Raw genomic sequence first — 17248 nt, 5'->3', positions numbered from 1 at the left:
TTTTTTGAAGATGTGCTGCAACTATTTTTTCTCGAAGATCGACAGAGTATGACTTCATTTAGAGGTATTTATATTTTAATTTATTGTACCTCATAACAGACGCAAGTGCTGTACCTTGGAAGTCCTCAGCAAGCCTCAGAGATGCTTCTAAGATGTTTCAATCCCTAATAGGGATTAGTTGAAATTGCAATGTCTTGTTTAAATTGCTTGTATGGAAGTTTTAGTCTGTTTCAATCCCTAATAGGGATTAGTTGAAATTGCAATTGCTTGAGCGATCGCACCAATTAACTCCGCTTCTGTTTCAATCCCTAATAGGGATTAGTTGAAATTGCAATTTACCATGAGTTGGTTTACCTATTGTGAAAATTTGTTTCAATCCCTAATAGGGATTAGTTGAAATTGCAATTTCTGATGCCGATGGTGATGGCAGCCCCGATTATTCCGTTTCAATCCCTAATAGGGATTAGTTGAAATTGCAATCCACATCTTGTAGAGAGCCTGCCGAAATCTCAGCCCACGCAGTTTCAATCCCTAATAGGGATTAGTTGAAATTGCAATCAACCAATCAATTCTTCATTCAAGCCTCTCTGTAGGTTTCAATCCCTAATAGGGATTAGTTGAAATTGCAATCCGATATTGGTAAAATGGGGGAACGTCTTAAATTGTTTCAATCCCTAATAGGGATTAGTTGAAATTGCAATAGCGGGAGCCAGAAAGCGTTGTCCTATAAAGTTTTCAAGGTTCAGTTGCGCGGATGGAAAAATTATAACACAGCATAATGCAAATTGATTGACACAAAAACGCTGGAATCTATACATAGCAAGGTGCGCGGATGATTTTAATTTATTTTTTTGGCAAAAGCTTGTGCTGAAAGGAATACAGCCATTTTCCCGAACCGCTATTTTTGAACACCTACCCATCCGCGCGATCGCCAAAACTACCAAGATTAATTTAACACCAAATTTGCAACACCCGACCTTGTAATTCTCGCCCCATCCAAGGTGTATTACTCGAAAGTGTCTGTAAATTTTTCCTTTCCACTTTCCAGGTTTGCGAAGGGTCAAACAAAGTTAACTCGGCTTTTTGATTAGCAGTTAATGTACTTAATTCCTGTCCCAAACATTTTGCGGGATTACTACTTAAAGCTTGCCATAATTCTAAGGCTGTAAATTCTCCCGTTACCACCAGATTTTGCCACAACAAAGGTAAGGCTAGTTCTAAACCAACTGCTCCTGCTGGAGCTTCGGCAAAAGCTTGGACTTTTTCTTCATAAGTATAAGCCGCGTGGTCGATCGCGATCGCATCGATTACACCTGTGCGGACTCCTTCACGCAAAGCTTTTAAATCGCTGGGATTTCCCAAAGGCGGATCTAAATGCAAACTGGTGTCATAACTTTTAACATCTCGGCTACCCTCGATGTTAACCCTTCGGCTTCGCTCAGGGTTAATAGATGTGGTATCCAATAACAAGTGCATCCAAGTAGTGCTGGCGGTGATGGGTAAACCAGCAGCCTTAGCAGCCGCAATTAATTCCACACTCCGCGCCGTAGAGACGCGCATAATATGAACTTGCAAATTACCAGTCGCCGCCACTAATTCTAACAAAGAGGCGATCGCAGTTGTTTCGGCACTGGCGGGAACTGGTGGTAAACCAAAACGCAACGCATCTACCCCTTCACGCATCACACCATTCGAGGTAAGCTGGCGATCGCAAGGCCAAAAAGCCACAGGTTTAGCCAAAGGCTGTACATATTCCAGCACTCGCCGCACCAACCCCAAATTATCCAACGGATGACTATCAGTAAAACCCACCACTCCCGCAGCCGCTAAATCAGCCAACTCTGTCATCTGCTTTCCCGCCACATCCAAAGTAACTGCACCCCAGATGTTGAGTAACGGTGTCGGGGTGTCGGGGTGTGGGGGAGATAAGGGAGAGGGGGTAGATAAGGGAGAGAGGGGAGACAAGGGAGAGGGGGGAGACAAGGGAGAGGGGGTAGACAAGGGAGAAGAAACATAGTTTCTTCCTTGTCCACCTTGTCCACCTTGTCCACCTTGTCCCCCTTGTCCACCTTGTCCCCCTTGTCCACCTTGTCCCCCACGTCCCCCTTCCCCTCTCATCTTCTGCAACTGCGCCACCAGCGCCGGATGATCAATGGCTGGAGATGTATCAGGTAAAATACCAATTCTGGTAAAGCCACCAGATGCAGCCGCTTGCAACAAAGACGATAAAGTTTCTCTCTCTTCAAACCCTGGTTCGCCAGAGTGACTATATAAATCTACTAACCCAGTTCCTAGAATTAATCCCCGACAGTCTCTAACTTGAGTCTCATTACTAATTGCCGAAATTTGTGCAGCTACAGCTTGAATACGACCATCAACTATCAGGACATCGGCTATTTGATCAGTGCCAGAAATTGGATCAATTACTCGGACTTGTTGTAAAAGTTCATTCATAAAAATCATACGTTAGGAGTGACAAGTCAGCTAATCATGAGAACATCTCACAACTAAACATGAAGAGGGACTCTTGACTAGGTACTAGATTGTTACTCAGCACTCAGCGAGAAGTTGCGTGCGCGGGTTCCCCGCGTTGAGCAAACTTCGGTGACTCAGCACTTTCAAGCTAGGAGTTAAGAGTTATGAGTATTTAGGTTTAACTATTCACACCTAATTTATTACCTCATTTCTGACTCTTCACTCCTCCCTGTTTTATAATGCTCCAGCTGCGGTTTTATCCAGAACACCACCACCCAAATGAGCCGTGATATTCATTGCTTGTAATACCGGAAAACCATCAAGTCCGTTGGGATAGTCAATCACACTAACTGCGCCATTACCTTGGCGGAAATTCCAAAAGTTTTCTGCTGTTAAACCGAGAATATGACACAGCAGGGTTTTATTAGTTGCATCGTGAGCCACTACTAATCCTGTTGTGAGTTGATTATCTAATGCGGTTTGCACAATAGATTGCCACGCCGCAACGCTACGTTCCCACACTTGTTGTAAATTCTCACCTTCTGGCATTTGTACCTCAGCTGGTACAGTCCGCCAACGGTGTAATTCTCCCGGAAATTCTTGTTCAATTTCCTTCTCTAATTTCCCTTCCCAAAGGCCATGACTAATTTCTCGCAAACCATCTTGCAAATCTAACTGAATGCTGGGATGTTGACGCAATATAATCTCGGCTGTTTCTTTTGGACGTTGCATAGAACTACTCACAGCAAAGTCAATGGCTACATCCTTGAGAAATTCGCCTGCTTTTTGCGCTTGATTTCTGCCATTGTCATTTAAAGGAACATCAATTTGTCCTTGAAATCTGGTTTGACGGTTCCACTCAGTTTCACCATGACGCACTAACAACAACCGCACGCCTTGATGACCGGGACGCAATGAAGGTAATGCTTCCCCCATGTGCTGCGTTTGGTTCATCGATTCTAGTTGGACTGGTTCACCCAAACCGCCAGCAAAATTCAATACAGTCACACCACAGTTAGATTGCTGGATGGAGTGATAACGGCTGGGAGGAATACCCAGTGCTGTGCTAATCAAGGCGCGGTTAATTCCGTTATGCCCAACTATTAAAATAGTTTGACCTTGATGCTGTGGCAAAATATCTTGCCAAAACTGCCGTGCTTGTTCGTACAAAGCCAGAACTGGAAAATGCTCTCTTGTCCCCTCAGCATCTTGAATTTGCATTACCAATTGGTCAGGATTTTCATGCCAAATGCGATAGTCTTCAGCAAACTTCTGCTCAACATCCGCAGTTAGCATTGTCTCCCACAAAGGCAAATCAATTTCCAATAACTTATCAGAAGTTTGGACAGCAGCAGACTCTTGAGTATTGGCTAACTCGCTTTGAATAATCTCGGCGGTGAGTTTAGCTCGTTGCAGAGGACTGCAATAAATTGCCTGAAATGAAATATTGCTGAGGGCTTTGCCTACTTTACTGGCATCATTACGACCTTTTTCTGTTAGTGTTGACGCATCCGTGCGCCCTTGAATACGCCGTTCGGCATTGTAGCTACTCTGCCCATGACGCACAATGATGACACGAGTCATCGGCTTTGCCCTCCTCTATCTAAAGGATTAATTTTACTCTAAAGTGTTGGCAGAATAACCTATTTAGATAGATTAGATACTGATTCAGAATTACGCACAAAGATTATCTGTAAAGACCGGGTGTGGGGTGTAAGGGTTTTGAATCAGCATTAGCTTAAGTACACCCTTCCTAAAACCCTTGATTTTTCATCTCACTGCGTAAATCCTAATGAAGATAGCCAAAAGTTTCTGCCTGTAGGTGGGGGTATTCCATTATCAAGCCAAAATATGCTTGAAGTTGGGGGAGATTCCTAAGAAATGCCAACAGATGGAAATTAAATATGCAAACAGAAACAGACGCGAGAACTATAACAGCATCGCTTCACACAGTTGGTAACACTATTCGCTTGACAGGCTGGATTACTTTTTGGGTACAGCTAGGACTGGCTGTGGTGTCTGGGATAGCTGTATTGTTTGCTTCAACTGGGCGTGGCTTTGCTGACAAACCAAATGCAGGTCTAGGAGTCGGGATATTTTGGGCTATCTGCGGGATTGTGGCTTTATTATTTAGTGTGTATTGGGATTTTCGTTATACACGTCTGGGTAAAAGGTTAGAAAATCCGAATCATGCTTTACACCCTAGCAAAGCCGACACGATCGCCACTATCAGATTAGGCATAATGATTAGTTTAGTGGGAATACTATTAACTCTTTTAGGTGCTGGCTCAACTTTAGGCGTTTTAGTCGCTAAATCTATCTCCCAACCACCAGGGGTAGCAATTACAGACCCCAATAAAATTATTCGAGCGTTGGATGTGTTTGTCGCCGTAGCTAATATTAACGGGATTACTGCTCACTTTATCGGTGCGATCGCTTCTTTGTGGTTGTTAGAACGGGTGCATAAGCACTAGAGTAGTAAGGTAATGTTACCTGTTGTGGTGCTGCTCGAAATACAACAGTGGCTATATCTGGTTGGAGTGCGGAACGATAAACTATACCTTCATATCCACACTTAAACTGACGATGAATATCAATATCATAAATTTTGGCGGCATGATAAAAACTAATTTCACCATTTTCGATTTGATAGTATAGCTCTTGTGCCAATGTTTCTGAGTCAAGCAGTATTTGATAAAAAATCACTTGCTCAAATTCGGCGCGATTTTGCTGAAAAAAATGCTCTACTTCATCGGCAAATAATACCTGTGCGAGTTTGTGAGATAATAGGCGATCGCAAATTCCTCTTTCCCAATCTTCAGGCGTAATTAATTGATCAGCTAACCATTCCAGTGTATCTGCGGCTCTTTCTAAATGTCTTTCCCGGCGCTGCTTTTCTGCTTCTGCTTCAATTTCTGACGGTGTAATAGTAATATCTCTATAGGAATACGGTTTGATTCCTGAATCTAGTTGTGTAGACAGGGAGTAGGGAATGGGGAGTAGGGAGTAGGAAAGAAGCCTGATCTGGGTGTACTGATTTTTTTCAGAAATCAAATATGAGTCCTATAGTACAGCACGGCGGCTTGACGGATGATTTTGTGAAATAAAATCTGTTGATATACTTCCTTCAATCTCATTTCTTTTTTGAGGAATTGCATCACTTCTTCTGATTCCAGCAAAATTTTTGACAAATTACTCATTAGTATTCATACAAGTTAAAAACATACCAGCTTACATAAAAAACTGGAAGCTATTTGGGCTTTTAGCTTCCAGCCAATACTGTATCCATTATGTGTTATTACAGCAGAGATGATCCTGTTTGGTAGAACTAGGATTTAGAGCATTAAAACAAAAGTGTAGTAGTTATATGCTCTATCAGTAACAACAACTGTTAACTGTTATGTTGTCTATTTCTCTGACTATAAAAGTATGGAAGGCTCTACTAAGTTTTCCCCACCATAGAGAAACTGACTAGAGGGCATTGAAAGTAAAAGTTGCGGAAAACCAACTTTTTAACTTGTTGATGCTCAGGCTTCCTGAGAAACAAAACAACCAATAGCAACAGTTTGATTGTCTGTCTTGGTTTCAGAGTTATGTACTCTTTGGGATACTGACTGCTTCAGCAAAAACAATCAGTTAAATGTATTTCATAGTCAGATATTCAATGATTTTATCATTGTTGATGAGCTTATTGACTCATCTGCTCTATGTATAATTTAAATGATATTGATAGTTTAAATTTGCCATTTTGGCACATTTTGGTAAAAATTTTTATCCCTAATTGTTCTCTTGATACCAAGACTAAATCAGACTTTTCATACTCTAGAAGCTTGAATCTATGACAACAAAACCCACCTGGAGAAATTATCTCAAAGATGGGTTAGTTAATTGGAAACAGTATAATTAACGTGATATTTTTACATAAATTTCAATAATTAATGACATCATGTTATTTGCTGTTTGTCAAAGCTCGACATTCAGGACTGACAGCAACTGATTGAGAAAAGTAATGAGTAATGAGTAATGAGTTAGAAATTTACTTATTACTCATTACTCAATTTTAAGGAAAAATCTTGAGTGCGATCGCTTGATGTTCTGGCATTTCTTGGGCTAACGATTGCTCCATATTACCGCCACGAATTTCAGTTTTTTGCTTTACCTACTACCTCAAGGTAAGTTAAGTCTTTAATTTTGCCCAAGCAATGAGTTGCGACAGATTTATCCGCAGATGATACTTCTTGTTGTTGCGTTCTACTTGGGGAAGAATTTTCTTTGAGCAATCTGTTATAAGTGCGATAAGGAATGTAATGTAATGGATTGTAACCAGCAACACGTAGCATTAACACACATGCCCAAGAATACTTACCAGCTAGAATTGCTTCTACTATTTGGTCAAATTGTTGAGGATTGATACCTTTATTAAAGTTACTGACGCTAGTTATGTTGTGATTCATAGTGTTAATTGCACTGGGGAATTAGGTGTTACAGGTAGTCAATAATTAATCAATAGTTGTTGCAGTTGGATGTTGTAACAACTACCCTCTAAATTTATGTTTAGTTTTAGCTATAAGCCTGTGGAGAATGACTAAATATAGCCGTGAAGGCTGCTTCATTCTTGGTACTGAGGTGAGAACTGCATGTGTTCTGATGATGATGTCCATGAGCTTGACCTTGGAGGAGAAAGTTAACTGTATTTCATTTAGTAGTTAGTTACTTTTCAATCTTTGGTAATGTCATTTTAATGACTATAACAATCTGGCTTGGCTCTTGGTAGACGCAGTTTTATCCTCTGTTTGTCTTCTCAATACTTAGTTTAATCTACTGCCCTGATAATTTTACCGTATAATCTTTCGCTTCAGTTTTTCTAGCAAAGTTTGGTGAGAAGGTGATAGTTTTCCCTGAGAACATCAACGGTATTTAGCAAAAAAATTAATAGCTACTTTAGTATTTATACTACGTTTTTTTCTAAATGTCATCTTCTCAATTAAAACTTTACCAGTAAAAAATACGGATTTTTTTTGATGTCTCCATTTGTATGTTCTAAGTTTTAGTATTGTCACGGATTCGCTGTTTACTGAGGGGTTTGACCCCTCATTTATTGTTCATAAGAAACTTTTCTTTGGTTCAAATTCATATAGAAATTTACCATTAACTTGTCTAATAAACAATCACTAAATATCGTAATTCCTATAGCAATATCAAAAACAAAGTAATTTTATGTATTTGGCGTTGTTAAAAATATTTTTAACAAAATATAAATTTCATCCGGGAATCATGAATAGGAATTATCTGTGGGGACTGGGTGAAGGGGTATAGGGCTGGCAGTACAATTAGTCTGGGGCTATACAAACAAAGCTTGCCTAGCCTATCGCTTTCAAGCCATTCCCGCCTCGAACTAAAGTTCCAGGCTCATAGCCAAAGTCCACTTAAGTGGACTGGAATACATTTTTAGTTGAGTCATCTGAAGATGACTTGCGCTATGAGACTCGGAATGAATGCAGTCCTAAATCATTCGTGAACCAAAAGATCCCCGACTTCTTCAAGAAGTCGGGGATCTGAGCCTCTCGATTTTCACAAATCAAATACGATCGCTGTCGAAACGCTTTCTTAACTGAACTGTGTTAATTAATCAAGACCAATGGTTGCCATCAACTTTTGATGGGTGCTTTGTTCAACCAAAATACCTTGGTTGAGAACTAGGATATGGTCGGTGTGGCGCAGACTAGAAAGGCGATGGGAGATGATAAAAGTAGTGTGGTGCTGATTCAAATGAGCTAATTTTTGGTACAAACAAAGCTCAGATTCAGAGTCGAGACTGCTAGTAGCTTCGTCTAGAATTAAAATTTTGGGGTTACTAATTAAAGCACGAGCGATCGCAATTTTTTGTTTTTGTCCACCAGACAGCCGCAAACCTCTTTCCCCGACGGGGGTGTTGTAGCCTAAAGGTAGTTCGCGGATAAAACTGTGAGCTTCGGCTAATTTGGCGGCGGCGATCGCTTGTTCAGGATGCAAATCTGGATTATACAGAGTAATATTTTCTAAAATCGTGCCGGAAAACAAAAAGTTATCCTGGGGGACAAAACCGATTTGACTGCGTAACGATGGCAGCGATACCGTACTAATATCAATGCCATCAATTAAAATCCGCCCATTTTCGGGACGATATAAACCCGCCAGCAAATTGACTAAGGTGCTTTTACCGCAACCACTCTGACCAATTATCCCGACAGTTTGCCCTGATTTGACGTGAAAAGAGACATTTTGCAAAGTCTGACGCTGGTCATCAGGATGATAGCGGAAAAATACATTCTCAAACTGCACTTCACCGCGAATTGTCGGCATTACCTGTAAAGGTTTTTGGGAATTTTCTTCTGGCTGAGAATCTAAGACATCGTTAACTCGCTCTAGGGCTGTGAATACTGCGGGTAATTCATCCCATAACTCTACCAATGCCAACACAGGATGAATCACATTACTCATCAACATATTGAACGCCACCAATTTACCCAGTGACATATCCCCAGTGATGACTAGTTGCAACCCACACCATAAAACAACTGTTGTCGCAATGTGACTAACTAAATTCCGCAGCATTTGTAAGACATTGGCTAACTTCTGTCCCCGTAACCGCGCCTTGAGCATTTTCAGCAACTGCTTTTGCCAATATGTCTGCACTGAAGCTTCGGCGGCGGCGGTTTTGACTGTGACAATTCCCGTGATGATTTCCCCTGTGGCAGAATTTTGGCTGGCGGATGTTTGCAAAACTTCCCGCGATATCTGCTGGAGGAATGAACTTGCACCCACAATCAACATCACAACGGGGATAATTCCACTCACAACTAATAAAGTGAGTCGCAAATTGAGGTTAGCCATCACCCCAAAATAGACAAGAATCATCACCGCATCAATTGGACTAGTAATAGCGCGACGGGTAAAGAACTGTTGAATTTTGAGATTTTCGGGAATGCGGCTGAGAATGTCTTCGACTTGACGGGTGGTAAAAAACTGTAATGGTAGCTGTAAGGTATGTTTGACGAAACCACCAATTAAATTAACATCGATGCGACTGGCAAAATAATCGAGCAGATATTGTCGCTGTGCATTTAAAACAATACCCCAGACACCCAAGCATAAAAAGCCGAGTACAAAAGCATTTAATGTGGAAAAATTTTTCAGTAATAGTATTTGGTCGAGAATCACTTGGGTAAGTAAGGGAGTCGCTAACCCAAAGACTTGCATGACCAGAGAAACCAGAATAATGTATTGAATAAGTTGGCGATCGCGCTGTAATATCTGCCAATAACGACGTAAGGCAAGTTTCTCGCTGTTGCGGCTATGAAAGTTGGCGGTTGGATTTAATAAAAGTGCGTATCCTGTCCAATTGGCTTCAAAGTCTTGGCGTGATAGCCATTTTTTCCCCTTCGCTGGGTCAGCAATTAAAATGCGATCGCCTTGAATCTGCCAAACCACTATATAATGATTGCCTTGCCAGTGAGCAATCCAAGGATTAGTTTGCGACTCTAGCTTGGTTAAACTCGCCCTCACTTGTAATGTTGTGTAACCCAAGGTTTGGGCGGCTGTGGCTAAACCTGCTAAAGATGCGCCTGTACTGTCTATAGCTGCTAAGTTGCGTAAAGTATTGAGGCGGAAGCGTTTACCCCAATATTGGCTAATCATTGCTAAACAAGCCGCACCACAATCTGATGAACTTTGTTGCAAAATCAAGGGATATTTCCGCCGTGGTTTAGCTTTTGGCTGTTGGGGAAAATCAATTTCTGCGACTGGGGTAATTTCTGATTGGGAAGATTCCGGTTTGGGAAGGGGAATTTGGGTGATTGCGGAATGATCAATAACTGATACTTTTGGTTGTGGATTTTGACTAGTAAATACTTGGGCTAATTCCCACTGTTCAATCGGTAGTTGGTAAACTAACAAGTCTGTCTCCGCAATTGCATCGGGAGATGTCACATCAGGATATCCCCAACTATCACCAATTAAGAGTGAGGTTGTTCCCCCGGCTAACCAAAAACGTCCCGCATTGGCTGGTGTGGCTGTATTTAAAGATGCGCCAACGGGAATTTTGCTAGTAATTATATAAGGTAAGAATTGCCGTAAACTTGCACTGTTGAGCGATCGCAATTCTGTATAACTTTTAAAGAAAATCAGTGCTTGACGCTCGACTGCTAACTTTTGCCAGTGCTTTTGGAGATTTGGTAAGCGTTGTAACCACAGTTGTAAATCGGCAATTGTAATTTGGGCTACAAAACCCGGACTTGCACCGATGGCACGGTATGATAAAGGGCGATCGCAAAACAAATGATCTGCGCCAAATGTCTGTTCTGCTAATAACAACTGTGGAGAAACTTCCCTGCCCAAAGTCTCATCAAAACTCAACAAGCGCACTTTACCTTGACATACCAAGTAAAAAAAATCGCTGTTATCTGCTGTAGCTGTATTCTCAGTGTATCTATTTAAATTATCACCTAGTTGAAACTCTTGAATTGTCCACAACTGAATAAACTCTGCGGCTAAATCTGTATCCCCGGCAACTAAGTTCAAAAGTTTAATAATGATTGCTGCTAAAATATTAGATTGCTTTTGTTTACTAATTTTTAGTTCTCCCTGAACTCTGAACGAAGAAGCGGGGTTCATGATTGATTTGCTGGTCTTGGTGGATATTTTTTGATGTTTGACGACGTGATTTGATGATAAAAGTTATGTAAATAAATGATGATTTTTTAGGCTAGATATAGCAACACCTCAATCATTAGTGTAGTAATATTTTGCCTTTAAATACTTTTTAGTCTATTTTTAACATAGGCTATTTACTATTAGTAATTGAGCAGATACAAGTGAGAATATTTGTGATTTATTCTCGAAATATGTCAGCGATTATTCAATTTTTCCTGAGTGTTACTTACATTTTCTGTTAATTTGTGCAACACCCGGAAAATAAAATGACATTTTGTACAGGTCAGATTTGGGCAGGAAACATAATACTGTGCAAGACAGGAATATTAACAGGACTTACACACCAAAATTGTCTGTGAAGATTGGGTGTAAGGGTGTAAGGGTGTGTGGCGTGGGGTTTTAGATACATATACACACCACTTGGCTCAAGTCGGGAAACCCACCCACGCCAGTGGCTCCCCCATACCCTTGATTTTTCGTTTTTATGCGTAAGTCCTAATTAAGCCAGCTACGGTTTTTGAAATGTAACTAAAGTTACTGTTTTTTGGGCGATCGCTGGTTACTTCACCACATAAATTATTCAGCATTGGTAACTTTCAACATCCGTACTCAACACTTGGCGATCGGACTTGATTTAACTGTAATTTCTGTGGTAGCCTGCTTTTACTCTTAAATACGGCAAATCTACCGATGAACCGTAGTTTAGCGCAGTGTATGACTCACTGTGCCTCCTTCCTAGTTTGCGGAAACGAAAATATCACCTTATGCCAAAAGACTGGTTTGAATGGCACGACCTCTACAAAACAGAACCGAGGTTGCAGCAGCGTTTAGAAATTGTGCGAGAATTTATCGCCCACAGTTTAAATTTCTCTCCATCAGGAGTAATTCGCGTAGTCAGTGTCTGCGCTGGCGATGGACGAGATTTACTCGGAACTTTAGTAAATCACCCACGCGCTCAAGATGTTCACGCACGACTTGTAGAGCTAAATCCCCAACTCGTAGAACGTGGCAAAGCAACTATAGAATCATTAGGTTTAACAAAACAAATTGAGTTTATTAATGGTGATGCAACTATCGCCTCTAACTATCTAGGCGCAGTACCAGCAGACATTGTGATTGTTTGTGGCGTTTTTGGTAATCTTGCCGACGAAAATGAACTCAATCGCTTATTAGGAAATTTGAGTTTCCTGAGTAAAAAAGGTGCTTTTGTCATTTGGACTCGCGGACATTCCAACAGTATTCCCCACTCTGAAACAGTCCGTACATCTTTACAAAAAGCTGGGTTTGCAGAAGTCAACTTTAAGCTGACAGCAACCGGAGATATGGGTATAGGCATTCATCGCTATCTTGGTGAAAATGTCGCTGAACCCAAAGAGCAACAGTTTTTTGTATTTTCTGGCATTGCCAATAGAGCCAGATAAAAAATTATCTCTCCGTTATCAATTAATCTAGCCGTACAAAAAAATTATGGTCGCTACCTTTAAACCCCAATATACAAACATTTTTCATCGTGTTACGCGATTGTTAGCTCCAGGGTTGATTAGCATTGCAACCTCATTCACATTAATCAGTTGCACACAACCAACTCCAAAGGCAGAAACTTCATCTACCGCAAATAACGTATCTGATGTCAAGCCAGCAGGCATCAAAACCAAAGTCTTGCGGATGGGGTATCAGCAAGCTGGTGATTTAGTCAGGGTGACAAAAGTATTAGAAAAGCGTCTAGAACCTTTGGGGGTGACAGTGGAATGGTCACAATTTGCCCAAGGGCCACAACTGATGGAAGCGATGAATGTGGGCAAAATTGATTTGGGTTCCGTTGGTGAAACGCCTCCCATCTTTGCCCAAGCGGCTGGGGCGCAGATTGTCTATGTTGTTGGTTCACGACGCAGCGAAAATAGTGGTAGAAGCAGTGCGATCGCAGTACCACCAGATTCACCAATTAAGACTTTAAAAGATATCAAAGGACAAAAAGTCGTCTTCCAAAAAGCATCAGCATCTCACTACTTTATTCTCAGAGCTTTAGAAGATGTCGGTTTGAAATATAGCGATATTAAAGTTTTGAGTATCCCCAACGTAGAAGCCAGCAGTGCCTTTCTCGAAGGTAAAATTCCGGTTTGGGTAACAGGTGATCCACATCTAGCCAGAGCCGAAAAACTAGGTAAAGCCAGGATTTTACGAGATTCTCAAGGCCTCGACTCTCCAGGCGGATATTATATTGGTGGCAAACAATTTGCTATAGACAATCCAGAACTTTTGCGAATAGTGATTGAAGAGATTGACAAAATTCAACGCTGGGCTGAGGCGCATCCCAAAGAAACCGCCCAACTCATTGCACCCTTTCAAAAACTACCACCCGACGTGATGGATTTAGTCATTAGCCGCCGTAGTTATGGGTTAAGAGCCATCTCTCCCGATTTAATCCAAGAACAACAGCGAGTAGCTGATTACTTCTATAAAAATGGCTTACTTCCCAAACCTGTGAATATTCGAGAAGCAGTGTTAACCCCAGAGCAGTATGCTGCAATTACCCCAGCCACCATCAGCCAAAAATAGCATCTGTGCTGATGTTCTCCTTTGAGTTCTGCCAGAAATACTCTTTGCTCATCTCTACTTCCAGTCTGTACAGATAATTTCAAAAATCCAATACGAGTCTCACAGATAGCCATTTTGTGTGATTTAGCTTTTCATCCCCAAATGATTCAATAATTTGGGGATTTTATTATCTACATAAACAATGTCGCCAAGAATACATCAATTTCATCAGAGCGATCGCATCATTAATCAATAGCATTGATAAAATCTAGTGTAATTACTGAAAGCATTTATTATGATGTTAGTATGTTGTAAGTTGATTTAGAGGATTGACTCAAAAAAATCAAACGTTAAAATAGACCAGTTGATCAAAAACTCAAAAAATTACACAAACGGTGGAAGTACAGTAGAATATCAGTGAACTCACTTAAAATCACAAGTTTGGGGCTGAATAAAGCCTGAAATGACTGAAGCGTCAGATTTTACAGTAATTTAGATATTTTCCACCTGACTAAATTACGAGTTTTTCTGAACTTCAGCTTTTGACCTGATTCTGCAACAAATTCCCGTGGCTGATATGACAATCCGTTAAGTAAGGGTCAGCAATCTCATTATTTCGTAATAATTTTTACGGGTATTTTCAGTAAAAATACTGTATCGAAATACCTTTCTTTATACAATGCTTTTGTTAGTGGTTTCTACGGTTGTTATAACTTGAAATTCGGAATGTTTGACGCTGTTTAAATTCTTGGAGTAGTTGGATCATCAGATTCTACACAAAACTTTTTGCAAAAGTTGTAATTTGCGTGCTTCTATTCAGATTTTTGCGCTTATCCTCCGGGAAAGCCTACAGGGAAATGCACGAAGCAAAAAAGTATTGATGCAAGAAGTTAAAAGTAGACTTTGTGTCCACAAAAAGTTGTTGGAACACAGCCTATGCAAGTGAAACAAACTAAAAGCAAGAGAAGACGAGGCGTTGTACTAACTCCTACCGGACTACAACGTTTGCAAGAAGCAATAGTATCTTGGGAGATGGCTAGGAAAAAAGGCGATCGCCTCACCCTACAAGAACTCAGCACACAGATTAGTATTTCGACCAAAACTCTGAGTCGATTATGGTCTTTGAGTAAAGCTGTAGATCAAAAAACTCTCAAACTATGTTTTAGTGCCTTTAACCTCAAATTAAATGAAGCAGATTACGCTGTTTCGAGCGTCGATGATGAAAGCGAAATCTTAGAATTTCTGCCTAGAAATTCATACACAAAATTAGAAAACTCACCTCGTCTTTCTACTGACGAAATCACACATCATTGGACTTATCCAGATGGCCCTGTAGCTTTAGACTCACCCTTATATATCGAGCGTCCACCTATAGAAGAACTGGCTTATCGAGAAATTACTCGACCAGGCTGTGTAATTCGGATTCGCTCTCCCAGACAAATGGGAAAAACTTCTTTAGTACTACGTATTTTAGCCTTTGCCCAGAAGCAAAGATATCATACTGTTAATATCAACTGTTATCAAATCGATGATTCTTGTTTAACCGATTTAAATAAGCTTTTGCGTTGTCTTTGTTGGCAAATTGCTCAACAACTAGATATTGAGCCCAACTTAGATGAGATGTGGGATGAAGAAGTTGGCTATAAATTAGTTTGTAGTTTTTACTTGCAGAAATATCTTTTCAAACAGATAAATCATCCCATAGTGTTAGTTTTAAATGATGTTGATCGCTTTTTTGAATATCCTCATATTGCTCAGGAATTTTTTGCTTTGTTGCGTTCCTGGTGTGAAGAAGCCAGACAAAACTATGGTTGGCAGAAATTAAGATTAGTAGTGGTATATTCCACAGAACAAAATATTTCTTTAGATATTAACCGTTCACCATTTAATATCGGCCTACCTATCCGTCTGAGTGAATTTACACACTACCAAGTAGAAGAGTTAGCCAGTAGATACGAATTAAACTGGAGAGTCGGTCAAGAATCTGCGGAATTAATGTCTTTGGTTGGGGGTCATCCAGCCTTGATTCAACTAGCCTTATTTCATCTTGTCTCTGGCAAGATAACTCTCCAAGAATTAATTCAAGAAGCGATGGTGAACGGTGGTATCTACCGCCATCACTTATGGCGACACTGGTTAAAACTGCAAGCCTATCCTCATCTGATCAAGGTATATGCTGAACTTGTCGAAACCAAACTCGGTCTAGTGATTGATCCTGCGGATGCTTATAAGCTGGAAAATCTAGGATTAATTTGTTTTGATGGCGATCGCATCTTACCGCGCTGTAAACTCTACCGCGCTTACTTTCAAAAACAACTATCTGCCCTTGTCTAATACTCTTTTGATATCAAATTTCTGAATTCAGCAATTACCTAATCTCTCTCTCATTGATCAAATATCAACCTTGAAAAATAAATTTTCACATAACTAATACCATTTTGGATTTTGGATTGGGAAAGGTTTCACTGGTAAGCTTTTGGGCAATCCATTTGTCGCAATCATTCTTCAATTTGGTATAACTGTTCCCTACCTCCACAAAACAACTTTTTCAGCAAACCCTATGTAGGTAAGCATTCTCAATCAAACTCTCAATTAACCCCGAATATATTAGTGAATGCCCACCCTACATATTGCCAATCTATAAACTTGTCATAACTTGAGTTAATTCATTCGCCAAATCAATATTTGATACCTGGGATTTTTGGAATAGCACTCCAGATAAGAAATAATAATCTCCAGAGTAAAATGCCTGATGATGTTTTTTTAATTCTTCTATATGTTTTTTGACTTTTGGCTCAGAACTATAGTAACCAAAATGCAAGGGTAAAACCACAAATTTATTTACACTGTAGCTGTGTTTTCGTGCTGTTTTAATAGTACTAATAGGATTGGAATAACTAGAAACTAAAACTAAAACATTTTCATAATCTAAAGATAACAACTCGTTGGTAATTGCTGCTCCATCTATACCACCAAATAATAATGGCATATAAATATCATCATCTGGAGCAGGCAGATATGGCGGGTTAGCTACAAGATAATCGGCTTGAGGTTTATCAGCATCAAATAAACAAGAATTATGAATAATATATTTACTAGTCAAATTATATTCATCTATAGTTAAGTTTGCAGCTTTCCAGGCAGATGTATTCAGTTCATAGCCTTGAATTAATCCCTCAAATTTATTTCGCAGTAGTGAGTTAATCACTGGACTACCATCACCAGAACCAAATTCAACAATCGAAGTCGGATTTTGGCAATCTCTCAGGACAAAATTTTCTAAACAGTTGGAATAGAAATTAGATTCTTCAGGGCAGGAAAATATGTCTTTCATTTGATTGAATTAGTTCCTTAAATTACAGTTTGACTTGCATAAAAGCACAGAAAATTTGTCTGTAGTGAGTTGTTTGTCACTACAGTAGAATCAAATGTCCAAAAATTTTAAAATGCTATTTTTGGCTTGGTAATACCAATTTGAAAAATGATTGCGACAAATGGGTTACTGAAAAGCTCACCAGTAAGCAATTTCCCAATCCAAAATCCAAAA

Annotated in this window: 10 protein-coding genes, 1 pseudogene and 1 CRISPR repeat array; of the genes and pseudogenes, 4 read left to right on the top strand and 7 right to left on the bottom strand. The window is 40.1% G+C overall.

Annotated features, from left to right (window positions below; genetic code table 11):
• Positions 1–154 precede the first annotated feature (154 nt).
• A CRISPR array of direct repeats spans positions 155–701; the repeat unit is 37 nt; unit sequence GTTTCAATCCCTAATAGGGATTAGTTGAAATTGCAAT.
• Between the two features lie 250 nt (positions 702–951).
• Complete coding sequence (locus tag H6G79_RS28620; protein WP_190593291.1) at positions 952–2454, bottom strand: dihydroorotase; 1503 nt, start codon at positions 2452–2454, stop codon at positions 952–954.
• Positions 2455–2709: 255 nt separating this feature from the next.
• Positions 2710–4059 carry a histidine phosphatase family protein gene (locus tag H6G79_RS28615; RefSeq protein WP_190593292.1) on the bottom strand — a complete coding sequence of 450 codons (1350 nt, stop codon included), beginning with the start codon at positions 4057–4059 and terminating at the stop codon, positions 2710–2712.
• A 320-nt stretch (positions 4060–4379) separates the two neighbouring features.
• Between H6G79_RS28615 and H6G79_RS28610 the strand changes: the two genes are divergently transcribed.
• Positions 4380–4949: a DUF3611 family protein gene (locus tag H6G79_RS28610; RefSeq protein WP_190593293.1), complete on the top strand. Its 570-nt coding sequence runs from the start codon at positions 4380–4382 to the stop codon at positions 4947–4949.
• Here the strand turns inward: H6G79_RS28610 and H6G79_RS28605 are convergent.
• The 4 genes and pseudogenes from H6G79_RS28605 to H6G79_RS28590 form a co-directional block, all read right to left on the bottom strand.
• Complete coding sequence (locus tag H6G79_RS28605; RefSeq protein WP_313934611.1) at positions 4897–5469, bottom strand: peptidylprolyl isomerase; 573 nt, start codon at positions 5467–5469, stop codon at positions 4897–4899. The genes H6G79_RS28610 and H6G79_RS28605 overlap by 53 nt on opposite strands.
• 56 nt (positions 5470–5525) lie before the next feature.
• Positions 5526–5675, bottom strand: coding sequence for a hypothetical protein (locus H6G79_RS28600; RefSeq protein WP_190593294.1), 150 nt, complete (start codon positions 5673–5675; stop codon positions 5526–5528).
• An 860-nt stretch (positions 5676–6535) separates the two neighbouring features.
• Positions 6536–6929: pseudogene (locus tag H6G79_RS28595) on the bottom strand (HetP family heterocyst commitment protein).
• Positions 6930–8100: 1171 nt separating this feature from the next.
• Complete coding sequence (locus H6G79_RS28590) at positions 8101–11127, bottom strand: cysteine peptidase family C39 domain-containing protein (RefSeq protein ID WP_190593295.1); 3027 nt, start codon at positions 11125–11127, stop codon at positions 8101–8103.
• An 803-nt stretch (positions 11128–11930) separates the two neighbouring features.
• Between H6G79_RS28590 and H6G79_RS28585 the strand changes: the two genes are divergently transcribed.
• The 3 genes from H6G79_RS28585 to H6G79_RS28575 all read left to right on the top strand — a co-directional run bounded on the left by H6G79_RS28585 (position 11931) and on the right by H6G79_RS28575 (position 16035).
• A complete protein-coding gene (locus H6G79_RS28585; protein ID WP_190593296.1) occupies positions 11931–12587 on the top strand; it encodes a class I SAM-dependent methyltransferase family protein in 657 nt (218 codons plus the stop codon).
• 46 nt (positions 12588–12633) lie between these two features.
• The gene (locus tag H6G79_RS28580) at positions 12634–13722 is read left to right on the top strand and encodes an aliphatic sulfonate ABC transporter substrate-binding protein (RefSeq protein ID WP_190593297.1); all 1089 of its coding nucleotides are present in this window, start codon (positions 12634–12636) and stop codon (positions 13720–13722) included.
• Positions 13723–14637: 915 nt separating this feature from the next.
• Complete coding sequence (locus H6G79_RS28575; protein ID WP_190593298.1) at positions 14638–16035, top strand: AAA-like domain-containing protein; 1398 nt, start codon at positions 14638–14640, stop codon at positions 16033–16035.
• A 304-nt stretch (positions 16036–16339) separates the two neighbouring features.
• On the opposite strand, the gene H6G79_RS28570 is transcribed toward H6G79_RS28575, so the two are convergent.
• Complete coding sequence (locus tag H6G79_RS28570; RefSeq protein WP_190593299.1) at positions 16340–17035, bottom strand: SAM-dependent methyltransferase; 696 nt, start codon at positions 17033–17035, stop codon at positions 16340–16342.
• Positions 17036–17248: the final 213 nt, after the last annotated feature.

It is taken from the genome of Anabaena sp. FACHB-83, from assembly GCF_014697485.1.
In the GTDB taxonomy this organism is placed as follows: domain Bacteria; phylum Cyanobacteriota; class Cyanobacteriia; order Cyanobacteriales; family Nostocaceae; genus Nostoc_B.
The sequence above is the reverse complement of the archived record's forward strand: the minus strand, read 5'-3'. Positions and strand labels throughout refer to the sequence as shown.